We start from the raw sequence: 22,810 nt of genomic DNA on the forward strand, positions 1-22,810 counted from the left end.
CATTCTACGGGTGATTGCCTATGATCGGACATCCTATGACTTTGGCCCGGAACCATGCCAAACCGCACGGTCTACTTCGTTTCAGACGGCACTGGCATCACCGCTGAAACTTTCGGCAACTCGATCCTGGCGCAGTTCCCGGGCAAGCCGCGGCACGTGCGCAGGCCGTTCGTTGACACCGCCGACAAGGCCCATCAGGTGGTTCGCGAGATCAACCATTCGGCTGATCTCGAAGGCGTGCGCCCGGTCGTGTTCCTCACCCTGGTCGAGCCTGAATTGCTGCAGATCCTGAAGGACAGCAGGGGCTTCGTGCTGGACATGTTCAATACCTTCATCGAGCCGCTTGAAGCGGAGTTCGGCGTCAAGTCGAACCACCGCGTGGGGCGGTTTGCGGACGTGTCCAAGAGCCAGGAATACACCGACCGCATCGAAGCCATCAACTTCTCGCTGGCCCACGACGACGGCCAGTCAGCCAAGAACCTCGAACAGGCAGATGTCATCCTGGTCGGCGTAAGCCGTAGCGGCAAGACACCTACCTCGCTCTACCTGGCAATGCAGCACGGGATCAAGGCGGCGAACTACCCGCTGATCCCTGAAGACTTCGAGCGCGATGAGATTCCGCGCAGCCTGGCGCCGCACAAGGGGAAATGCTTCGGGCTCACCATCGCCCCGGAGCGACTGGCCGAGATCCGGCATGAGAGGCGCCCGCACAGCAAGTACTCCAGCCTCGACAACTGCCGCCAGGAGGTGGCCGCAGCCGAAGCGATGATGCGCCGCGAAGGCATCTCGTGGCTCTCGTCCACGCACAAGTCGATCGAAGAGATCGCAACCACGATCCTGCGCGACATCCGGCCCGATCGCCTGATGTACTGAGGCCTAAGGCGCCGCCCGCTGCCGCGCCGACTCGTACAGGCAGACGGCCGCGGCGGCCGCCACGTTGAGCGATTCTTCCCCGCCCGGCTGCGGGATGCGCAGTGCCTGCGCGCAGCGCTCCATCAACGCGGTCGACACGCCCTGCCCCTCGTGACCCAGCACCCAGGCGCAGGGCCAGGGCAGCGCCACTTGCTGGATCGCCTGATCGGCGTGCGAGCTCGTGGCGAGCAAGGGCACACCGATGGCGTCGAGTTGCGCCAGATCTGCCGCTTCCACCAGGTGGAGCCCGAAATGCGCCCCCATGCCTGCCCGCAATACCTTTGGTGACCAGAGCGCGGCCGTGCCCTTGAGGGCGACCACCTGCGCAAAGCCAAATGCTGCTGCGCTGCGGATCACCGCACCCACGTTGCCGGCATCCTGCAGGCGATCGAGCACGACGGTCGCAGCGCCGGGGCGCAAGTCACCCGCGCCGGCCCAGGGGAGCGCGAATGCGAGCGGAGCAGGTGACTCGAGGGTGCTCAGGCCGGCCATCAGTGCCTCCGAGACGACGGCGACCGCCCCCGCTTGCGAGGCCAGTTCGCGCATCTCCGGCCGTTCCCAGGCCGCCTCGGTGATCACTGCCTGCGGGGCGACGCCGCCGCGCTTGAGATAGGCGGAGCAGAGATGGTCGCCTTCCAGCCAGATCTCGCCGAGCTTTCGATAGGCGGCCGGGTCGGCGGCCAGCTTGCGCAGCCGGACGAGCAAGGGGTTGTCACGCGAGGTGACCGACTTGATGGCGGCCGCCATGTTCAGAGGCTGCCAAGTACCTCGCGCACGGGCGCGAACGAGCGACGGTGGTACGCGCAGGCGCCGTGCGCGCGCAGGGCCGCCAGGTGCTCAGGCGTGGGGTAGCCCTTGTGACCATCGAACCCGTATTGCGGGTGGTGCGCGTGCAGCACCATGCAAAGGCGATCGCGGTGAACCTTGGCCAGGATCGACGCCGCAGAGATCGACTTGATCTTGGCATCACCCTGCACGATGGCTTCGGCCGACACCTTGAGCACCGGCAAGCGATTGCCATCGACAAGCACCTTGGCAGGCTTGAGACGCAAACCCTCCACCGCGCGCCGCATGGCCAGCATGGTCGCCTGGAGGATGTTCAGTGTGTCGATCTCTTCCACCGATGCCTCGGCCACTGCAAAGCACAAGGCCTTGGCCCGGATTTCGTCGTAGAGATGCTCGCGTTTGGCTTCGGAGAGCTTCTTGGAATCGTTCAACCCCCGTATGGGCTGCAGATCATCGAGGATCACCGCGGCCGCGACCACAGGACCGGCCAAGGGGCCGCGCCCGGCCTCATCCACCCCGGCGATTAGGCCCTGGACCTCAAACCTCAGGCCGAGCTGTTCAGGCATTGAGAACCTTCTCGATGACATCGGTGGCGGCCTGGGCGGTGTTGCGGCGAAGTTGCTCGTGCAGCGTGACGAATCGCTCGCCAAGGGCTGCGGCGGCCTGCGGATTGTCCAACCACTCGAAGGCCGCGCGCGCGAGTTTCGGCGCCGTCGCGTCGCCCTGGAGCAACTCGGGCACGGCGAACTCACCCAGCAGGATGTTCGGCAAACCGACCCAGGGTTGGTAACCCATGCGCTTCATCATCTGCCAGCTGATCCAGTTCATCGTGTACGTGATGACCATGGGCCGCTTGAAGAGCGCCGCTTCCAGCGTAGCCGTGCCGCTGGCGATCAGGGTGACATCGCAGGCCGCCAGGGCCTCGTGCGATTGTCCGTCGAGCAACGCGATCCCCGCAGACGGGGCGTGTGTGGAAACCAGCGGCTCAACGAGGCTGCGCAATCCCGGGACGATCGGCAGAACGAAATGCAGCTCGGGTCTCTCACGCTTCATGGTTGCAGCCGCGGCCAGGATGCTTGGCGCCACGTACTCGATTTCTGAGCGGCGGCTGCCAGGCAGCAGCGCCACCACGTGCGCGTCCTCGGGCAAGCCGAGCTTGTGGCGAGCCGCGTCGCGCGGAACGTCCATCGGGATGGCATCCGCGAGCGGATGCCCCACGTAGCTGGCCGGAATGCCTTGCGCCTCGTATATGGCCGGCTCGAACGGGAAGATGCACAACACGTGATCGGCAGCGGCACGGATTTTCTCGATCCGCTTGGCGCGCCAGGCCCAGATCGAGGGGCTCACGAAGTGAATCGTCTTGACGCCTTCAGCCTTCAGCCGTGTCTCGAGCCCCAGATTGAAATCGGGAGCATCGACCCCGATGAATGCATCTGGCCGCTCGCTCAGCAAGCGATCTCCGAGCGACTGACGGATGCCGACCAACTCACGGTAGTGACGCAACACCTCGACATAGCCGCGAACTGCAAGCTTCTCGTGCGGCCACCAGGCATTGAAGCCGTGCTCGGCCATGCGTGGCCCGCCAATGCCGAAGGACTGCATCCCAGGCCAACGCGCGCGCAGGCCACCGAGCAGAAGACCCGCCAACAGGTCGCCAGATGCCTCACCAGCCACCAACCCGAGTCGTGGCGCTTTCGCCTCAGTCATGAACGCCGTTCAGCGCACCAGGCCGCGGGTCGAGGCTGCGAGGAAGCCCAGCATCGTCTGGATGTCCTCGTCACCGCCCTGCCCGCGCAACGCCTCGATGTCCAACTTGGCCTGCTCAAGGGTCGCACCGCTGCGAAACATCAGCTTGTGCATCTGCCGGATTAGGCGCTGGCGCTCGTCGCTGAAACCGCGTCGCTTCAGGCCGGTGAGGTTGACGGCGCGCACGGCGAGCGGGGAACCATCCACGGTCATGAATGGAGCCACGTCTTGTGCGACGTGCCCCTGGAAGCCGATCATCGCGTGGGTGCCCACATGAACGAACTGGTGCACCCCCGACAGCCCACCGATCACGGCCCAGTCGCCCACGTGCACGTGGCCAGCAAGCGTCACGTTGTTGGCCAGCACCGTATGGCTCCCCAGGCGAACGTCGTGCGCCACATGCACGTAGGCCATGATCCAGTTGTCACTGCCCACACGCGTGATGCCATCTTCCTTGAGCGTACCCAGGTTGATGGTGCAGAACTCGCGGATGGTGTTGCGGTCACCGATCTCCAGCGACGTCGGCTCGCCGGCGTAGCTCATGTCCTGTGGCACGGCGCCAATCGAGTTGAACTGGAAGATGCGGTTGTCGCGGCCGATGCGGGTCCGACCCTCGATCACGCAATGGGCGCCGATAGTCGTGCCCTCGCCCACCACCACATGCGGGCCGATGATCGAGTACGGACCGACGCTGACCGACTCGGCGAGTTGAGCATTCGCGTCGACGATGGCTGTGGGGTGGATGTTGGCCATGCCTCAGCCCTTCGATCAGGCGATCCGGCGCATGGTGCAAGTAAGCTCGGCTTCGACCGCCAGCTCTTCGCCAACGAGTGCCCGTGCCTTGAACTTGCACACGCCCGCCTTCATGCGCTCCAGAGTGACGTCGAGCATGAGCTGATCGCCGGGTTCGACCGGGCGCTTGAAACGAACGCCATCGATACCGGCGAAGTAAAAGACGGTCTGATCGTCGAGGCGAATTTCCAGCGTCTCGATCGCAAGAATGGCCGCGGCCTGTGCCAGTGCCTCGAGCATCAACACACCCGGCATGACTGGTCGGTGCGGAAAGTGGCCCGCAAAGAATGGCTCGTTGATGCTGACGTTCTTGTACGCCAGGATGTGCTTGTTCTTCTCGAGAGAAACCACCCGATCCACCAGCAGGATGGGGTACCGGTGCGGAATGATTTTGAGGATCTGGTGAATGTCGATCATGGTGAGCCAATCTTCTTTTCCAAGGCCTTCAAGCGCTCGCGCAAGGCGTGAAGTCCACGCAGCGTTGCCGCGTTCTTTTCCCAGGCCGCATTGTCGTCGATGGGGAAGAAGCCGGTATACGTTCCCGGCTTCAAGATCGAACGTGTGACCGCGCTGCCCGCCGAGATGATCACACCATCCACAAGCGTGAGATGACCCATGACCATGGCCGCCCCACCCACGATGCAGCGCGAGCCGATCACGGTGCTGCCCGCCACGCCAGCGCAGCCCGCCACCGCTGAGTGCTTGCCGATCCGCACGTTGTGGCCAATCTGGACCAGGTTGTCGATCTTCACTCCGTCATCGAGCACGGTGTCGTCGAGCGCGCCTCTGTCGATGCAGGTGTTGGCGCCAATCTCGACGTCGTGGCCGATGCGCACGCCACCCAACTGCTCGATCTTTACCGCCCCTTGCGGGCTGGCCGCAAAGCCGAAGCCGTCCGCGCCGATGACCACGCCGCTGTGTACGAGGCCGCGGTCGCCAACGTGGCAGCCATGCTCGAGCGTAACGCGCGGCGCGAATCGGGTAGCACAGCCCACGCTTGAGCCGCGCCCGATGAAACCGTGAGCGCCAATCACGGCGCCTTCACCGACAGAGGCACCCGCTTCGATCACCACGAAGGGGCCGATGCTCACGCCCTCTGCCAGCGACGCCGTCGGGTCGATCACCGCGGAGGCATGCCGCCCCGGCACCGGCACCGGGCGCTCACGTGCCGCCCACCACTGAGTCAGCCTGGCAAATGCGACATAGGCGTCCGGAACGACGAGGGCTGCTCCTCGTGCAACGGCCGCGTCTCGAAATGCCGGCGACACAATCACGCAGCCTGCCGCTGTTGCAGTCAGCTGATTCAAGAAGCGTTGATTCGAGAGGAACGAAATGCTGGAGGGCGTCGCGCTGTCCAGCGGGCTGATGCGCTGGACACACAGCCCTGCGTCGCCGATCAGTTCACCGCCGAGATGCGCGGCGATCTCGCCGAGCGTGGCCTCAGCCACCGATCACTTGCCGCTTTGGGCGTTGAGCGCCTTCACCACCTTGTCGGTGATGTCGATACGCGAACTGGCGAACACAGCTTCCTGCACGATCAGGTCGTACTTATCCTGGTCGGCAATCTGCCGGATGATCTTGTTGGCGCGATCCACCAGAGCTGCCATCTCTTCGTTGCGGCGTTGGTTCAGGTCTTCCTGGTACTCGCGGCGCTTGCGCTGGATCTCGCGGTCCTGGTCAACCAGCTCACGCTGGCGCCGAACGCGTTCGGATTCAGCCAGGGTTGCGCTTTCCTTGTCGAGCTTGTCGGCAGCAGACTTCAAACGGGCCGACATTTCGCTGAGATCCTTCTCGCGCTTGCCGAACTCGGCTTCGATCTTGGTGTACGCCGCACGAGCGGGCAATGCGTCACGCAAGACCCGATCGCTGTTGACGTAGCCGATCTTCATCTCCTGCGCTTGCGCGCCCCAGGCCGCCACCATCAAACAGGTGGCAGTCACCAAGAATCTGATGATTGAGCTGTTCATTAGAAAGCGGTCCCGATCTGGAATTGCAACTTTTGAATTCTATCTGTTGGGACGTAACGGATCGGCTTGCCGTAGCTGAGCTTCAGAGGGCCCACCGGGGAAATCCAGCTGAGGCCAAGACCGACCGAGACGCGCAATGGGTCGTCCATGGCCTTTTCCGTCTCTCCCCAAACGTTACCGGCGTCGAGATAGGCAAAGAAGCGCAAGGTGCGATCGTTGCCTGCGCCAGGGATCGGCAGGTAAAGCTCGTTGTTGATGTTCAGCCGCTTGTTGCCGCCCGTATACCCGCCCAGCGCGTCCACCGGACCCAAGGTGCCCTGGTCAAACCCGCGAACGGTTCCGAGGCCGCCGCCGTAGAAGTTCTTGAAGACGGGATACGGCTTCCCGTCCAAGCCGACTCCATAGCCGAGTTCGGCATTGAACGCGTAGGTGTATTTCTTGGTGATGGGGATGAACTGCTGGAGCTGAAAGTTCGTCCGCAGGTACCGCGTGTCGCCGGCGGCACCCCATTCGGCGTTGATGCGCTGGAAGCGCCCTGAGGTCGGTACCAGCGCGCTGTCCCGGCCATCGCGCGTCCAACCGACAGTGATCGGCACCGAGTCGGTCACCTCACCGAACTTGGCGACCTGGGTCCAGTAGTTGTTCGGCAAGCCAACCGAGCCACGGATCTCGGTACGCTCGTAGCCGATGCCGAAGTACACGGTGTCGTACTCGCTGAACGGCACACCAAAGCGGGTCGAGGCCCCCTTCGTCACGAACTCGTACTCTTCGCCCTGGCTGTTGATCGGCTTTTGCGTCCGGTAGTACAGGTCAAATGCTCGCGAGATGCCGTCGATCGTGAAGTACGGGTCAACGGCGCTGATGACAAGGGTGCGCGCAGATTTGCTCGTGTTGATGTCGATACCGAGATAGTTGCCGGTGCCGAAGACGTTGTCCTGCTTCATCGAAGCGGACAGGGCAAGCTTGTCCGCACTCGAGAAACCGGCACCGAGCGAAATGTTGCCAGTGGGCTTCTCGACCACGGTCAGTGTCAGGTCAACCTGGTCCGAGGTGCCAGGAACCTCATTCGTCTCGACACTCACCTCGCTGAAATAGCCGAGCCTGTCGACGCGATCGCGCGACAACTTGATGCGCCGTGCGTCGTACCAGGACGATTCGAACTGGCGGAACTCTCTTCGGATCACCTCATCACGCGTCCGACTATTGCCGGCGATGTTGATGCGACGGACATACACACGCCGCTGGGGCTCTGCCACCAGCACCACGACAACCTGCCCTGTAGTGCGGTCAATTTCTGGCCGGGGTTCGACGCGAGCAAATGCGTAGCCGTATGCGCCGAACCGGTCGGTAAAGGCCTTGATGGTTTCGGCCACCGTCTCGGCGCGGTACGGCTCACCCGGCTCGATCTTCACCAGGGACTTGAACTCGTCCGCCTTGCCGAAGTATTCGCCTTCGAGCCGGACGCCCGTCACGGTATAGGGCTGCCCCTCGTTGACGGTGATCGTGAGCGTGATGTTCTGTTTGTCGGGCGAGATCGCCACCTGGGTTGATTCAACATTGAATTCCAGATACCCGCGATTCAAGTAGTACGCACGCATCGTCTCCAGATCGGCCGTCAGCTTGGAGCGCGAATAGCGGTCACCCTTGGTGTACCAGTTCAACCAGCTACCGTCGTTGAGGTCGAACAGGCCTTTGAGCGTGCCTTCCGAAAAGGCCTTGTTGCCCAGGATGCGTATCTCGTTGATCCGGGATACGCCGCCTTCGGTGACGGTGAACGTGACATTCACGCGGTTGCGCTCTTGCGGCGTTACCGTCGTCACCACCTCGGCGCCGTACAGGCTGCGCGTGAGGTACTGGCGCTTCAACTCCTGTTCCGCGCGATCGGCAAGAGCCTTGTCGAAGGGCAAGCCTTCGCCGATCCCGAAGTCTTTCAAGGACTTGATGAGGACGTCTTTCTCGAACTCCTTCAGGCCGACGAAATCGATGTTGGCAATGACGGAGCGCTCGTCGACGATCACGACGACCACATCGCCATCGACTTCGACGCGCACATCCTTGAAGAGGCCGGTGGCGAACAAGGCACGCAGTGCGGCCGCCCCCTTCTCGTCGGTGTAGGTGTCGCCGATCCGAAATGGCAAAGATGCGAAAACCGTACCGGCATCGGACCGCTGGAGCCCTTCGACCCGGATGTCCTTCAAGACGAAAGGAGCAACCGCCCATGCAGAGCCAACCTGCAACGCACCGGCGAGCGCAACCGCGAGAACGGTCGGGCGCAAAAAGGGCAAACGGGGAGAGAACAAGAGAGGGGGATTGCGCATGCGGTAATCAGTGCAGGCCCAGTAGGCGGGCCACATCGTTGTATAGCGCGAGTGACATCATCATGAGCATGATGGCCACCCCACCGCGCTGCAGCCGCTCAAGCCACACATCCGAGAGAGGCCGCCCAGTCACCGCTTCAAAAAGATAATACATCAGGTGCCCCCCATCGAGGATGGGCAAGGGGAGCAGGTTCAGCACACCCAGACTCACGCTGACGATGGCAAGAAAGCCCAGGTAGTACGCAAGGCCGAGCCGCACCGATTGACCGGCGTAATCGGCAATCGTCAAGGGCCCACTCAGGTTCTTTAGAGAGGCTTCGCCAATCAGCATTCGGCCGAGCATTCGCAGCGTCAGTGCCGAGGCATCCCAGGTACGGGTCACCGCCTGGGCGAAACCATCCCAGGCGCCGTAGCGCACCACAACCATCTCCGGCGGGCGCCCGAGGCCTGCCTCGATACGGCCAATGCGCTTGTCGCCATCCAGGATGACCATGGGGTGCACATCGAGTTCAACTGCTTCGTCACCACGTTGAACGCGCCAATGCAGAGGAGCCGACGATACGCGGTCGGCGCTCGCGCGGATCGTGGCCAGGAGTTGCGCCGTGCTGCGAATGGGCTCGCCGTCGACGCTCAGGACCACGTCACCTTCACGCAGGCCTGCCAGCGCTGCGGGCCCGCCAGGCTTCACTCGGCTGATTTCTGCGGCGTCGCCCGTATAGGGCGCACCAAGGCCGATGCGGCGCATCGTCGCGGCATCCAGATCCTTCGCATCGAGACTGTCCAGATCGAGCACGGCAACCCGCTGCCCATGCCCTTCACCGTCGCTCAGCAAAAGGTGGAGGCGTTGGCCGCGCAGAACGGCTTGTGTGACCTCCCAGCGCAGGTCCGTCATCGAACGGACGTCTTCCCACTGGGCTCCGTCATAGGAGAAAGCCCTCACCCAGTCGCCCGACCGAAGGCCAGCGCGCTCTGCGAGGCTCTGAGCCTCGGGCGCCCCGAAGCGCGCCTTGGGTTCATCTACGCCGATCCAGTGCTGTCCGGCATACAGCAACACGGCCAGCAGAAGGTTGGCAACTGGCCCGGCGGCGACCACGGCTGCGCGCTGCCACAGCGGCTTTCGGTTGAACGCGAGGTGCAGCTCATGGGGAGGCACAGGTCCCTCACGCTCGTCCAGCATCCGCACATAGCCGCCTAGGGGCAACGCCGAGAGAACGAACTCCGTACCACCCGGCCGGGGCTGGCGGCGCCAGATCACCTTGCCGAAGCCAACAGAAAAACGCAGCACCTTGACGCCACATGCAACTGCCACGCGGTAGTGCCCGTACTCATGAATGACGATGAGCACGCCAAGCGTGAGCAGGAATGCCAGTACGGTGATCATGCCGATCAGACTTGGGTCAGCAAACCTTCGGCAATGCGCCGCGATTCGGCGTCGAGAGCCAGCAGGCCGTCGACAGAGCTGCACGCGTTGGCAGAAGGAGAGAGAGCGTCCAGAGTGCGGGCATTGACGCTGTGAATCTGATCGAAGCGAATGGTTCCCGCCAGGAAGGCAGCAACGGCCACCTCGTTTGCGGCGTTCAGAACGGCTGTCGATCCTTCAGGCCCACGCAAGGTATCCCAGGCCAGTTGCAGACCGGGGTACCGACCGATATCGGCGGGCTCGAAATGAAGCCCCGCAATCCGAGTGAAGTCGAGCACCGAAGCGCCGGACTCGATGCGCTCCGGGAACGACAAACCGTAGGCGATGGGAACCCGCATGTCCGGCGTGCCAAGCTGCGCGAGCACCGAGTTGTCACGGCAGACCACCATCGAATGAATGATGCTCTGCGGATGGATCACGACGCGGATCTGCTCGGGCCTGAGATCGAAGAGCCAGCGCGCTTCGATCACCTCCAGCGCCTTGTTCATCATCGTCGCCGAATCGACGGATATCTTGCGGCCCATCACCCAGTTGGGATGCGCGCATGCTTCATCTGGCGTGACGGCATGCAGCGTCGATACGTCACGCTGCCTGAACGGCCCGCCCGATGCGGTGAGCACGATGTGATTGATGCGACTCGCCCACGAAGATCGGTCCTCAGGCAGGCATTGGAAGATGGCCGAATGTTCGCTGTCGATCGGGAGCAGCGTGGCACCACCCTCCTTCACGGCCCGCATGAAGAGCGCGCCACCCACGACGATGGCCTCCTTGTTGGCAAGCAGCAGGCGCTTGCCTGCGCGCGCCGCAGCAATACACGGCTCCAGGCCAGCCGCGCCCACGATGGCAGCCATCACAACGTCCACATCCGCGTGAGCGGCAAGCTCAGTCAGCGCAGTGGCACCGTCGAGCACTTCGGTGCGCAGGCCCGCAGCGCGCAGGCCGTCACGAAGGGTGCTCGCAGTGCCCGGATGGGTCATCACTGCATAGCGAGGCTTCCACGTTTGGCATTGCGAAAGCAATTCGTCGACACGGCTGTGCGCGGTGAGCGCGAAGACTTCGAATCGATTCGGATGACGCGAAAGCACGTCGAGCGTGTTGACGCCAATGCTCCCGGTCGAGCCGAGAACGCAGACACGCTGAAGTGCACCAGAGGCGAGTGACATGTGTGCGATCAGTGCGTACCGAGCGAGCTGAGCGCCATGGCGATCGGAAACACCGGCAGCAGCGCATCCACACGATCGAGCACTCCACCGTGCCCCGGAAGCAGGTTGCTGCTGTCCTTGGCGCCGGCGCTTCGCTTGACGAGGGATTCAACGAGGTCGCCCACCACGCTCATCGCGCTCAGGAAGACCAAGGCCAGGACCAGGCTGGGCGCGCCGAGAGCAGCGAGCAAAGTGGTGAAAACGCTCGCTGACTCGCGCGCAGGCAGGTTCCAGTAGGTGTCAGCCCCAATCCAGCAGAACGCGAGCACTTGAACGCCCAGCATGCCGCTCCAAACCCCTTCCCAACTCTTGCCTGGGCTGATCGCCGGCGCCAGCTTGCGCCGGCCAAAGGCCTTGCCGCCAAAGTAAGCGGCGATGTCGGCCACCCACACGAGACAAAAGATCGACAGCAGGAAGTTGATCCCCGCGACCTTGGCGCTGGACAAGGCAAGCCAGGCCATCCAGATGGCCGTGACACCCAGCAACCATCGGGCAACGCGCGGGATCCCGGGCCAGGACGCAACGCCAAGCTTCAGCGCGAAGACGCCCCCGAGCACCCAGACCGCGCAGGCAATCCACCAGGTGACGTTCGGAGCCGTGCTCACCCAGCCCGCCCACATGGCTGACGCGCAGGCGACGGCCGCCACCCCACCAAGCAGCACGGAAACCAAAGGCGATGCGCCATTCAAGCGCCCCCACTCCCAGGACGCCGCGCCTGCCATGACCAACATCAGCAGGGCGAATGGCCAAGCAGACGGCGCAAACAGGGTCGGCAACAGAACCAACAGCAGGATGACCGCTGTGATGACGCGCTGCATGAGCATGGGGTCAGGCCCTCGTCGTGGACGCAGCATCTGCCGCGGAGACCAGACCGAAACGCCGGTCGCGCCGGGCATAGTCGGACAAGGCGGCGTCGAGCTCGGCTTCACCGAAGTCAGGCCAAAGACAATCGCTGAACACCAGTTCCGAGTAGGCAACCTGCCACAGCATGAAGTTGCTGATGCGAACCTCGCCACCCGTGCGAATGAAGAGATCCGGGTCGGGCGCGAAATTCATCGCCATGTAGTGCGACAGCGCACCCTCATCGAGAGATGCTGGGTCCAAGCCATCGGCGAGTGCCTTGCGGCAAGCCTGCAGCACATCCCACCGTCCACCGTAGTTGAATGCCACCGAGAGGTTGATGCGCGTGTTGTGGCGAGTCGACTCCTCTGCATGCTCGAGCGCGGCGCGGACTGATTCGGCCACGTGGGAGCGATCCCCGATGATTCGGATTCGCACACCCTCGCCGATCATGCGCGTCAGGTGCTTCGAAACCGTCGAGATCGCCAGGCCCATCAAGCCAGAGACCTCTTCCGCGGGCCGCTTCCAGTTCTCGGACGAAAAGGCGAAGACCGTGACGTATTCGATGCCTCGATCAGCGCAGGCCTTGACGATCCCGACCAACGCGTCAACGCCGTACTTGTGCCCCACGAAGCGCGGCATGAAGCGCTTCTTCGCCCAGCGACCGTTGCCATCCATCACGATGGCGACGTGCCGTGGAACGCGTCGTTCGGTGCTCAAGGGCTTTGTCGCCAAGACAGATTCAAGAGACGACGGCCGCATCAGACGGCCATGATCTCCGCTTCTTTGCCGGAGGTCAGCCGATCGATCTCTGCGATCACGCGGTCAGTGAGCTTCTGCACTTCGTCGAGCGAGCGCCGCTCTTCGTCTTCGGTGATTTCCTTGTCCTTCAGCAGCTTCTTGGCCTGTTCGTTCGCGTCTCGACGCAGGTTGCGCACGGCGATCTTGGCGTCTTCGCCTGCCCCACGCACCACCTTGGTCAGCTCACGGCGACGCTCTTCGGTCAACGCGGGCATCGGCACGCGGAGCAGATCGCCCTGCGTGGAAGGGTTCAGGCCGAGATCCGACTCACGAATCGCCTTCTCGATCTTCTGGCCCATGCCCTTCTCCCACGGCTGCACGCTGATCGTGCGCGCGTCGAGCAGGGACACGTTGGCCACCTGGCTGATGGGAACCATCGAACCGTAGTAGTCGACCTGCACCTGATCCAGGATGCCCGGATGCGCACGGCCGGTGCGAATCTTCTGCAACTCGCTCTTGAACGATTCGATTGACTTGGCCATTTTTTGCTCGGCCGTAGTGCGAATGTCTGCAATGCTCATGTCGATACTCTCCTGAGATCAAACGTGGACGAGCGTGCCCTCGTCCTCACCCATCACCACGCGCTTGAGCGCACCCGCCTTGAAGATGCTGAACACCTTGATCGGCAGCTTCTGGTCGCGGCACAGCGCGAACGCGGTGGCATCGAGCACCTGGAGGTTTCGTGTGATGGCCTCGTCGAAGCTCACTCGCGAATAGCGTGTGGCGGTCGGGTCCTTCTGGGGATCGGCCGTGTAGACGCCATCGACCTTGGTTGCCTTGAGGACAATCTCCGCCCCGATCTCTGCGCCGCGGAGTGCGGCCGCCGTGTCTGTCGTGAAGAACGGGTTGCCAGTACCGGCCGCGAACACAACCACCTTGCCCTCTTCGAGGTACTGCAAGGCCTTGGGCCGCACGTAAGGCTCCACGACTTGCTCGATGCCGATTGCGGACATCACGCGAGCAGTCATGCCTTCCTGGCGCATCGTGTCGGCCAAGGCCAGCGAGTTCATCACCGTCGCCAGCATGCCCATGTAGTCAGCCGTGGCGCGATCCATACCGACCGACCCACCCGCCACGCCGCGGAAGATGTTGCCACCGCCAATGACGACAGCAACCTCGCAGCCCAGTTGGGTGATCTCTTGAATCTCGCGCACCATTCGAACGATGGTGGCGCGGTTGATGCCGTAGGCATCCTCGCCCATGAGGGCCTCACCCGAGAGCTTGAGCAGGATGCGCTTGTACGCTGGCATGCGGATTACCTCCAGAGGTGGCTGTCTAGGGTGCGGTGCAGTCTATCCGCGAAGACGGGGGGTTCGCGCCCCCCTTTCAGTCTGGCTGATCGCCTCTCTCAGGCGCCCTTCGCTGCCGCGACCTGAGCAGCCACTTCGGCCGCGAAGTCATCGACCTTCTTCTCAATGCCTTCGCCCACGACGTAGAGGGTGAAACCCATCACGTCGGTCTTGGCTCCCTTCAGGTACTGCTCGACGGTTTGCTTGCCGTCTGCCGCCTTCACGAACACCTGATTCAGGAGGCTGACCTCCTTCAGGTACTTCGCGACGGACCCTTCGACCATCTTGGCCACGATGTCGGCCGGCTTGCCGGATTCGGCTGCCTTGAGAGCAGCGACCGAACGCTCCTTCTCGATGAGCGTAGCCGGCACGTCGGCGGAAGACAGCGAGACCGGCTTCATGGCAGCCACGTGCATGGCCACGTCCTTGGCGGGGACGTCTTCGCCCTCGAACTCCACGATGACGCCGATACGGGTGCCGTGCAGGTAGCTTGCCAACTTGCCACCGCCGGCATAGCGCTTGAAGCGGCGGAACGACATGTTCTCGCCGATCTTGCCGATCAGACCCTTGCGTACGTCCTCGAGCGTCGGGCCGAAGCCGTCCTGCGCGTACGGCAGGCCACCCAGTGCCGCAATGTCGGCCGGGTTGTGCTTTGCGATCAACTCTGCCGCGGCCTTGGCCAGGGCCAGGAAGGAGTCGTTCTTGGTGACGAAGTCGGTTTCGCAGTTGACTTCGAGGATGGCACCAGTGTTGCCTTCAACAGCCGCCGCCACGACGCCTTCTGCAGTGACGCGTGACGCGGCCTTGCCAGCCTTGCTGCCCAGCTTGACGCGCAGAAGTTCTTCAGCCTTGTCGAAGTCACCTTCGGCTTCGGTCAGGGCCTTCTTGCATTCCATCATCGGCGCATCGGTCTTGGCGCGCAGTTCGGCGACCATGCTTGCGGTAATTGCAGCCATCTCAAATCTCCTATCGACGAAGCGAACAGCGCATGCTGCTCGCCAGAATCACGTTGAAAAAAAGGGGCTGAAGCAGCCCCTTTTGATGCTCACCGTTTCGGTGAAGCAGGGGCGTTCGCTCAGGCGTTCTCGCTGACTTCCACGAACTCGTCACCCTCGCTCGACACTGCCTGCACCACCTCATTGTTGGCGTTGGCCTTGCCTTCGAGAACGGCGTCAGCCACGGCACGGGCGTACAGGGCGACAGCCTTGGAGGAGTCGTCATTGCCAGGGATCACGTAGTCGATGCCATCGGGCGAGTGGTTGGAGTCCACGACGCCGATCACCGGGATGCCAAGCTTCTTGGCTTCGGCAACGGCAATCTTGTGGTAGCCAACGTCGATGACGAAGAGCGCGTCGGGCAAGGCATTCATGTCTTGAATGCCGCCAATGTCCTTCTCAAGCTTTGCCAGTTCGCGTTGGAACAGCAGCGCTTCCTTTTTGATACGGATCTCGGTGCCGGCCTCGATCTGGGCCTGCATGTCCTTCAGCTTCTTCAGGGAACCCTTGACGGTCTTGAAGTTCGTCAGCATGCCGCCCAGCCAGCGCTGGTCGACGAAGGGCATGCCGGCGCGCTTGGCTTCCTGGGCGATCACTTCGCGCGCTTGACGCTTGGTGCCGATCATCAGGACGGTGCCGCGTTTGGCGGACAGCTGGCGAATGAACTTCATCGCGTCCGTGAAGAGCGGCTGCGTCTTCTCGAGGTTGATGATGTGAATCTTGTTGCGATGGCCGTAGATGTACGGGGCCATCTTCGGGTTCCAGAAGCGGGTTTGGTGGCCGAAATGGACGCCGGCTTCCAGCATCTCACGCATGGTGACTGACATGAATAACTCCAAAGGTTGGTTCTAGAATCCGGCCTGAATTGCGGCCCTCCGGGAAGGAGAACGCAACACCTTTCAACAGCCGGATTCGCGATTTGTTGACCTTTGCTCGCTCGACATGAGGAGCACTGAGGTAAACCCGCGGAGTATAGCAGGCCTTCACCCCACTCCATGCTGAAAGACCTGGTTTCCGCCCGCAACGCCATTCTCGAACGGCGCCTTCGTGCCGCTGACGCGCTTTCAATCTGCACCGAGCGCGCGGAATCCCCCGAAAACACGCACACCTACCTGCGTCGATTCGACGCACAGGCCCGTGCGGCGGCAGGCACCGCCGACACCATGCTCGATGCCGGAGCACCCCTTGGGCGACTGGCCGGCCTTGCCGTGAGCGTGAAGGACCTCTTCGCGGTGCACGGCCAACCGGTAACCGCGGCGTCGCAAGTCCTGCAGGGGAGCGCACCGTCGGAATCGGACTGCCCGGCCGTGGCCCGCTTGCGAGCCGCCGGCGCGGCGCTGACCGGGCACACCAACATGACGGAATTTGCGTTCTCGGGCGTGGGAATCAACCCGCACTTCGGCACGCCCGCCAACCCGGCACCGGCATTCGTCGGACAGACTCCGCGGATACCGGGCGGATCCACTTCCGGCGGGGCCGTATCTGTCGCGACAGGCGCGGCCTGGGCGGCATTGGGGTCCGATACCGGTGGGTCCATTCGCATTCCCGCGGCGCTGCAAGGCCTGGTCGGATTCAAGAACACGGCTCGCCTCACGCCCACCGCGGGAGCCATACCACTGTCCACCACTTTGGACACAGCCTGCGCCATCACGCATTCAGTGCGAGATGCGGTGCTCCTGCATGAAGTGCTCGCTGATCGACGCGTGAATCTCACCGCTCACCCGATCTCGACGCTGCGGCTGGGCGTGCCGACCGAGCTGCTTGCGGGCATTGATGCAACCGTGGCAGCCGCTTTCAACCAAACCCTCGCGGCACTGCGCCAAAGTGGCGCGCGCCTCGAAGAGATCTCCTTGAACGAACTCGACGATCTGGCCGCCATGAACGCTACCGGCGGATTCTCCGCTGCTGAAAGTTGGGCGTGGCATCGCCACCTGCTCCGCGAACGCCCATCCGATTACGACCCGCGTGTCGCCGCTCGCATACACCGCGGCGAATCCATGAGCGCGGCTGACTACATAGATCTGTGCGCGGCTCGGGAACGCTGGATCGATCGCATGCGGTTGAGGCTCCAACGATTCGACGCCCTCCTGAGCCCCACGGTACCGATAGTGGCACCCACCATCGCCAGCCTGGCGAGCGACGAAGCCTTCTTCGCCACGAACGCGCTTCTTCTTCGCAACCCTTCGATCGTCAACATGCTGGATGGGTGCGCGCTGTCACTCCCCTGCCATTCACCCGATCAGATGCCAGTCGGTCTGATGATCTGGAGCTATGCCATGCAAGACGACACCGTGCTCGATGTATCACTCGCCATCGAGCATCTGTTAGCCATCGAGAGGATCCACTGATGCGCGTCGCTGTGATCGGCGCCGGCATCGTCGGCGTGACATCAGCCTATGAGCTCGCGGCCGATGGCCATGAAGTGACCGTGTTCGAGCGACGAGGCAGCGTCGCTGCCGAGACGAGCTTTGCCAACGCCGGCATCGTGGCGCCTGGCTACGTGACGCCATGGGCCGCACCAGGAATGCCTTGGCACGTGGCTCGACACCTGTTCGCCCGCCACGCACCGGTGCGCTTGAACGCACAACTCAGCCCTGGAACGCTGCGCTGGATGTGGCTCTGGTGGCGCGCTTGCGGCAAACACACCCACAAGTTGAACCGCACGCGGCTGCAGCGCCTGGCGGCGTACAGCAAGACCCGCCTTAACGCCCTCACCCACCTGCTGCAGCTCGACTACGAGCGCGCGGAGGGCTACCTGGTGCTGCTGCGCACAGCCCAGGACACCGCAACCGCCCAGCATGGGCTGTCGATGCTGAAGGAAATGGGCGTGCGACATCAACTGGTCGATGCTGCTCAATGCCGTCGCATCGAGCCCGGCCTGAATGCCGACGCGGAGTTGGATGCCGGCATCCACCTCGCGAGCGACGAGGTCGGCAACTGCCGCCAGGTCGCCCTGCTCATGCGCGATGAAGCCGAGCGCTTGGGCGCAAGCTTCCGTTTCCATACGACCGTTCAATCGATCCAGCCCGGCAAGCCAGCCACCGTCACATCGATGTACGCACCGATGGAGGAGTCGACCTGGGTCAATGCCGATGCCGCACGCGCTGACAGTACGCCGAGCGAGGCACACGGTCCGGAACCCGAAACACAGAGCTTCGATGCCATCGTGGTTTGCGCGGCCCTCGGCGCGCCCGATCTCCTGGCGACACACGGCGTGAAGCTGCCGCTGGCACCGGTGTACGGGTATTCCGTCACAGCGCCTCTGCGCCGGCTGGATGCCCACCCAGACCTGGGCCCACACTCAGCCGTGATGGACGAGCGATACAAGGTCGCCATCAGCCGCCTCGGATCGAGGCTGAGAGTGGCCGGCAGCGCCGAGTTGGGTGGCAACCCGCAACAGCACAACCGTGCAGCGCTCGAAACGCTCTATAAGGTGCTCAACGACTGGTACCCCGGTGCTGCGCACATGAGCCAGGCCCAGGTCTGGAAAGGCGCTCGGCCCATGCTCCCCGACGGGCCGCCCGTCCTTGGAGCAAGCGGCCTGCCCGGCGTGTGGCTTAACCTGGGCCATGGTTCGAGCGGTTGGGCACTGGCTTGCGGATCGGCGCGTGTGATCGCCGATGTGATCTCCCAGCGCTCGGCCGCCATCGACACCGAGGGCTTGGGTGTGGAGCGATTTCGACACTGAGTGCCAGCGTCAGCAGCAGGCCGGGACAGGCAACCGCCACACCCTCGTCAACACCCATGAAACGCATCACGCTCGATGGTGGCGACTGGGACTTGCACGATGCCGCCAGCACTCGGCGCGTCGAACAACAAGCGCTCGCCGCATCCGCTCCTCATGAACTGATGCGGCGCGCCGGCCTCTCCGTCGCGCGCCTGGCACGTGCGCTTGCGCCCCACGCACGAACGGCGTGGATTGCTTGCGGCCCTGGCAATAACGGCGGCGATGGCCTGGAGGCTGCGTGCCATCTCCACACGCTAGGAATCAATGTCGAGCTGACCTTGCTTGCCGATCCAGCAAGACTGCCTGATGACGCTCTGGATGCCCACGCCCGGGCGCAGGCAGCAGGCATTGCCATCACGCCCCAACCCCGCCCCACCACAACGCCCGACCTTGTGATCGATGCCCTGCTTGGCCTCGGCAGTGCCAGAGCACCCTCTGGCGCGCTGGCTGCCTGCATCCGAACGATCAACGCGCAAGCGTGCCCCATCCTCGCCGTCGACCTCCCTTCAGGGCTGGCTCCCGATACCGGTCAGCCGTACGGCGATATCTGCGTGCAGGCGTCGCACACACTCGCGCTCCTCACGCTGAAGCCGGGTCTGTTCACCGGCACAGGGCGGGATCATGCTGGCCAGGTGTGGCTCGACGACCTCGGCACGAAGACGACGGCGCCGTCAACTGCCAGCCTGTATGCCAGCCCCCCGCAATCCTCGAATCGTCGCCATGCACAGCACAAAGGCAGCTTTGGCGATGTGGCCGTTGTAGGTGGAGCCCAAGGCATGACCGGTGCCGCCTGGCTCGCGGCACGCGCCGCGCACGCCGCAGGCGCTGGCCGCGTCTTTGTCGATCTGCTTGACCGGACGGCATCGGGCATCGACCCCGGCCGACCCGAACTCATGTTTCGCGACGACTGGTGGCAATCAGATGCGCAGGCACTCAAGAACTCGACCGTGGTGTGCGGCTGCGGTGGCGGAGACGCAGTACGCGCCGCACTCCCGCGCTTGCTGGCTCTTGCCGGTCAATTGGTGTTGGACGCCGACGCACTCAACGCCGTGGCGTACGACGGTGCCTTGCAGCAGCAACTGATGGCACGGCACGCGAGGGGACTGCAAACGGTCATGACACCTCACCCACTTGAAGCGGCGCGGCTGCTCTCAACCACGACAGCCGATATTCAAGCCGATCGGATCCTTGCGGCGACGCGACTCGCCGAACACTTCGAGTGCGTCGTCGTTCTCAAGGGCTCGGGCTCAGTGATCGCAACGCCCCATACAGCGCCGAGCATCAACGCCACAGGCAGCGCCGCGCTTGCCACCGCCGGCACAGGCGACGTACTGGCCGGATGGATCGGCGGCTTGTGGTCGGTATCAAAGTGCGACGCACTTCAGGCCACCAGGCAGGCCACTTGGCTGCACGGATACGCGGCCAACCAGAGCGACCGCCCGTTGATGCGGGCGGCTGACCTCATCGAAGCAATGGCGGCCCTGCCTCAGGCCAGGCGCTCAACTGCGCCGCTGTGACTTGCCAGCGGTCTTGCGTGCCGACGTCTTGGCCGCGCGAACAGGGTGAGCAGACGTCTTCTTCCCTGCAGATGATGCGCCTTTGCGCGCCTTCGTCGCCGCCTTGACGGCCCGATCTGCCTCTTTCACGGAGGCGAGCTCTGCCACCGCAGACCCTGACTTTTCTCTGCTGCCCCCCTTGTCGCGCCTGCTGCGCGAAATCACGGCGCTCTCTTCGCCTTCGTGCACCATGCGGAAGTCGATCTTTCGACCATCCAGGTCCACTCGGCTGACCTGCACCCGCACGCGCGAGCCCACGACATAGCGGATGCCAGAACGCTCGCCGCGAAGTTCCTGACGAGCCTCGTCGAACCGGAAGTATTCGCCGCCCAGTTCAGTGACGTGGATCAGGCCTTCTACATAAAGGCTGTCGAGCGTGACGAACAAGCCAAAGCTCGTCACAGCGCTGACGGTGCCGCCGAACTCTTCGCCGAGGTGTTCGCGCATGTAGCGGCACTTGAGCCAGGCCTCGACATCGCGTGAAGCCTCGTCGGCGCGCCGTTCGTTGGTGCTGCAGTGCACTCCGACAACTTCCCATTCTTCCTGCTCTGTCACGCCCCCTTTGCCCTTTCGGGCCTTGGATGGCGCCTCGACTGCACCCGTCTGCAGGTTGTAGCGTTTGCCGAGCAACAGTGCCTTGATCACACGGTGCACGAGCAGATCAGGGTAACGCCGAATCGGGCTGGTGAAGTGCGTGTAGGCCTCGTAGGCCAAGCCGAAATGGCCGCTGTTGGTGCCGGTGTAGATCGCCTGCTGCATCGAGCGAAGCAGCATGGTGTGAATCTGCTGCGAATCGACACGATCCTTGGTGGCCAACGCGATGGCCTGGAACTCACCGGGCGTCGGATCGTCGCCGATGCTCAAGCCCAGCCCGAGCTGCTTCAGATAGCTCTGCAGGACTGCCCTCTTCTCGGGTGTGGGCCCCTCATGTACACGGTAGAGCGACGAGTGCTTGGATTGCGCGATGAAGTCGGCCGAACACACATTGGCCGCCAGCATGGCCTCTTCGATCAATCGGTGCGCTTCGGTTCGCGTGCGCGGCACGATCTTCTCGATACGCCCGTTGTCGTCGCAGATGATCTGCGTCTCGGTCGATTCGAAATCAACCGCCCCGCGTTTGGCTCGTTCCTTCAGCAATGCGCGGTACACGTCGTGCAAGTTCAGGAGGTGCGGAACGAGGTCCTTGCGTCGCGCGGCCTCGGGGCCACGCGTGTTCGACAAGATCGCCGCCACCTCGTTGTAGGTGAACCGCGCGTGCGAACAAATCACTGCAGGAAAGAACTGGTACGCATGGATCTCGCCAGATTCCGTGATCAGCATGTCGCACACCATCGACAAGCGGTCTTCGTTGGGGTTCAGAGAACAAAGCCCGTTTGAGAGTTTCTCCGGCAGCATCGGGATGACCCGGCGCGGAAAGTACACCGACGTGGCGCGCTCGTACGCGTCTTCATCAATCGGCTCGCCCGGCTTCACGTAGTGGCTCACGTCGGCGATCGCCACCACCAAACGCCACCCTTCGAATGCGCTCTTGCCACGGCCCAGCTTGGCGGGCTCGCAATAGACGGCGTCATCGAAGTCGCGTGCATCTTCGCCATCGATGGTGACGAGAGGCACATCGGTCAGGTCGATGCGATCACGGCGGTCCACCGGCCTGATGCGATCGGGCAAGCCCGCTGCCTGCGCCAGGGTCTCCGGCGAGAAGCGGTGCGGCACTTCGTACTTGCGCACCGCGATCTCGATCTCCATGCCCGGGTCGTCGATTTCGCCCAGTACCTCGGTCACGCGACCCATCGGTTGCGAGTAGAGCGAGGGCGGCTCGGTCAACTCGATCGCGACCACCTGGCCAACAGTCGCGTTGGCGATCGCATTCTTGGGCACCATGATGTCTTGCCCGTATCGCTTGTCTTCGGGCGCGACGAGCCAGACACCACTCTCGTGCAACAGGCGCCCGATGATCGGCGCCTTCTTGCGCTCGAGGATCTCGAGCACGCGGCCTTCGGGTCGCCCCTTGCGGTCATAGCGAATGACGCGCGCCTTGACACGATCGCGGTGCAGGACCGCACGCATTTCCTGCGGCGACAGGTAGAGATCGGGCTGCCGGTCATCGCGCACGATGAAGCCATGCCCGTCACGATGACCCTGCACCGTGCCCTCGACTTCACTCATCAGCTCAGCGCCGATTGAAGAAGCATTTGAAAAGTTGTTTTGTTTGATGATATGATCCAAGACTTCCTGAAATGCCCAGGTGGCGGAATTGGTAGACGCACTAGTTTCAGGTACTAGCGGGTAACTCCGTGGAGGTTCGAGTCCTCTCCTGGGCACCAAGATAAAAAGAAAAGTTAGTAGCCAACGAGGCCTGCATGCAAATGCAGGCCTTTTTGTTTGGCCACGCTTGATGCGGCCGATTGCTCGACTGCCGTCTGCAGTTGCAGCTCGTGACTTGGGAGCCTGCTGCGCTC

General features: G+C 63.2%; 21 protein-coding genes and 1 tRNA gene. 5 read left to right on the top strand and 17 right to left on the bottom strand.

What is annotated here, in order from left to right; all coding sequences use genetic code 11:
• The first annotated feature begins 54 nt into the window (after positions 1 to 54).
• Entirely contained in the window at positions 55 to 873 is an 819-nt protein-coding gene (ppsR, locus tag AC1KAR_RS00885) for a posphoenolpyruvate synthetase regulatory kinase/phosphorylase PpsR (RefSeq protein ID WP_480313800.1), read from the top strand.
• Between the two features lie 3 nt (positions 874 to 876).
• Here the strand turns inward: ppsR and AC1KAR_RS00890 are convergent, their stop codons facing one another.
• From AC1KAR_RS00890 to rpsB, 16 genes are all read right to left on the bottom strand, one after another.
• Positions 877 to 1,659, bottom strand: a complete 783-nt coding sequence (locus tag AC1KAR_RS00890; RefSeq protein ID WP_480313801.1) for a TrmH family RNA methyltransferase — start codon at positions 1,657 to 1,659, stop codon at positions 877 to 879.
• Between the two features lie 2 nt (positions 1,660 to 1,661).
• Positions 1,662 to 2,285, bottom strand: coding sequence for a ribonuclease HII (gene rnhB, locus AC1KAR_RS00895; RefSeq protein ID WP_480313803.1), 624 nt, complete (start codon positions 2,283 to 2,285; stop codon positions 1,662 to 1,664).
• A complete protein-coding gene (lpxB, locus tag AC1KAR_RS00900; RefSeq protein ID WP_480313804.1) occupies positions 2,257 to 3,405 on the bottom strand; it encodes a lipid-A-disaccharide synthase in 1,149 nt (382 codons plus the stop codon). The genes rnhB and lpxB overlap by 29 nt, the downstream gene beginning before the upstream one ends.
• A 9-nt stretch (positions 3,406 to 3,414) precedes the next feature.
• A complete protein-coding gene (gene lpxA, locus AC1KAR_RS00905; protein WP_480313805.1) occupies positions 3,415 to 4,197 on the bottom strand; it encodes an acyl-ACP--UDP-N-acetylglucosamine O-acyltransferase in 783 nt (260 codons plus the stop codon).
• Positions 4,198 to 4,212: 15 nt separating this feature from the next.
• Positions 4,213 to 4,653, bottom strand: a complete 441-nt coding sequence (gene fabZ, locus AC1KAR_RS00910) for a 3-hydroxyacyl-ACP dehydratase FabZ (protein WP_480313807.1) — start codon at positions 4,651 to 4,653, stop codon at positions 4,213 to 4,215.
• The gene (lpxD, locus tag AC1KAR_RS00915; protein ID WP_480313809.1) at positions 4,650 to 5,684 is read right to left on the bottom strand and encodes a UDP-3-O-(3-hydroxymyristoyl)glucosamine N-acyltransferase; all 1,035 of its coding nucleotides are present in this window, start codon (positions 5,682 to 5,684) and stop codon (positions 4,650 to 4,652) included. The genes fabZ and lpxD overlap by 4 nt, the downstream gene beginning before the upstream one ends.
• A gap of 3 nt (positions 5,685 to 5,687) precedes the next feature.
• Positions 5,688 to 6,158 (bottom strand): OmpH/Skp family outer membrane protein, encoded by a 471-nt coding sequence (locus AC1KAR_RS00920; RefSeq protein WP_480317701.1) that lies wholly within the window; start codon positions 6,156 to 6,158, stop codon positions 5,688 to 5,690.
• Between the two features lie 44 nt (positions 6,159 to 6,202).
• The gene (gene bamA, locus AC1KAR_RS00925) at positions 6,203 to 8,521 is read right to left on the bottom strand and encodes an outer membrane protein assembly factor BamA (RefSeq protein WP_480313811.1); all 2,319 of its coding nucleotides are present in this window, start codon (positions 8,519 to 8,521) and stop codon (positions 6,203 to 6,205) included.
• 7 nt (positions 8,522 to 8,528) lie between these two features.
• Positions 8,529 to 9,902 (bottom strand): RIP metalloprotease RseP, encoded by a 1,374-nt coding sequence (gene rseP, locus AC1KAR_RS00930; RefSeq protein ID WP_480313813.1) that lies wholly within the window; start codon positions 9,900 to 9,902, stop codon positions 8,529 to 8,531.
• A 5-nt stretch (positions 9,903 to 9,907) separates the two neighbouring features.
• Positions 9,908 to 11,104: a 1-deoxy-D-xylulose-5-phosphate reductoisomerase gene (gene ispC, locus AC1KAR_RS00935; protein ID WP_480313815.1), complete on the bottom strand. Its 1,197-nt coding sequence runs from the start codon at positions 11,102 to 11,104 to the stop codon at positions 9,908 to 9,910.
• 8 nt (positions 11,105 to 11,112) lie between these two features.
• The gene (locus AC1KAR_RS00940; RefSeq protein WP_480313817.1) at positions 11,113 to 11,967 is read right to left on the bottom strand and encodes a phosphatidate cytidylyltransferase; all 855 of its coding nucleotides are present in this window, start codon (positions 11,965 to 11,967) and stop codon (positions 11,113 to 11,115) included.
• Positions 11,968 to 11,971: 4 nt separating this feature from the next.
• Positions 11,972 to 12,745 carry a polyprenyl diphosphate synthase gene (uppS, locus tag AC1KAR_RS00945; RefSeq protein WP_480313819.1) on the bottom strand — a complete coding sequence of 258 codons (774 nt, stop codon included), beginning with the start codon at positions 12,743 to 12,745 and terminating at the stop codon, positions 11,972 to 11,974.
• Entirely contained in the window at positions 12,745 to 13,305 is a 561-nt protein-coding gene (frr, locus tag AC1KAR_RS00950; protein WP_480313821.1) for a ribosome recycling factor, read from the bottom strand. Before frr ends, uppS begins: the two co-directional genes overlap by 1 nt.
• An 18-nt stretch (positions 13,306 to 13,323) precedes the next feature.
• The gene (pyrH, locus tag AC1KAR_RS00955; RefSeq protein WP_480313823.1) at positions 13,324 to 14,034 is read right to left on the bottom strand and encodes a UMP kinase; all 711 of its coding nucleotides are present in this window, start codon (positions 14,032 to 14,034) and stop codon (positions 13,324 to 13,326) included.
• Positions 14,035 to 14,132: 98 nt separating this feature from the next.
• Positions 14,133 to 15,029, bottom strand: coding sequence for a translation elongation factor Ts (tsf, locus tag AC1KAR_RS00960; RefSeq protein ID WP_480313825.1), 897 nt, complete (start codon positions 15,027 to 15,029; stop codon positions 14,133 to 14,135).
• Between the two features lie 119 nt (positions 15,030 to 15,148).
• Entirely contained in the window at positions 15,149 to 15,895 is a 747-nt protein-coding gene (gene rpsB, locus AC1KAR_RS00965) for a 30S ribosomal protein S2 (RefSeq protein ID WP_480313827.1), read from the bottom strand.
• A gap of 168 nt (positions 15,896 to 16,063) precedes the next feature.
• Between rpsB and AC1KAR_RS00970 the strand changes: the two genes are divergently transcribed.
• The 3 genes from AC1KAR_RS00970 to AC1KAR_RS00980 are packed head-to-tail and all read left to right on the top strand — an operon-like array spanning position 16,064 to position 20,312.
• Complete coding sequence (locus tag AC1KAR_RS00970; protein ID WP_480313829.1) at positions 16,064 to 17,416, top strand: amidase; 1,353 nt, start codon at positions 16,064 to 16,066, stop codon at positions 17,414 to 17,416.
• Positions 17,416 to 18,756, top strand: a complete 1,341-nt coding sequence (locus AC1KAR_RS00975; RefSeq protein ID WP_480313831.1) for an FAD-dependent oxidoreductase — start codon at positions 17,416 to 17,418, stop codon at positions 18,754 to 18,756. Before AC1KAR_RS00970 ends, AC1KAR_RS00975 begins: the two co-directional genes overlap by 1 nt.
• A gap of 56 nt (positions 18,757 to 18,812) precedes the next feature.
• Positions 18,813 to 20,312, top strand: a complete 1,500-nt coding sequence (locus AC1KAR_RS00980; protein WP_480313833.1) for an NAD(P)H-hydrate dehydratase — start codon at positions 18,813 to 18,815, stop codon at positions 20,310 to 20,312.
• Here the strand turns inward: AC1KAR_RS00980 and rnr are convergent.
• Positions 20,295 to 22,565: a ribonuclease R gene (gene rnr, locus AC1KAR_RS00985; protein ID WP_480317703.1), complete on the bottom strand. Its 2,271-nt coding sequence runs from the start codon at positions 22,563 to 22,565 to the stop codon at positions 20,295 to 20,297. The genes AC1KAR_RS00980 and rnr overlap by 18 nt on opposite strands.
• Positions 22,566 to 22,590: 25 nt before the next feature.
• On the opposite strand from rnr, the gene AC1KAR_RS00990 reads away from it, so the two are divergent.
• A tRNA-Leu gene (locus AC1KAR_RS00990) sits at positions 22,591 to 22,675 on the top strand.
• The last annotated feature ends 135 nt before the right edge of the window (positions 22,676 to 22,810 follow it).

The sequence above is a fragment of the Piscinibacter sp. PDB1-1 genome (assembly GCF_056675995.1).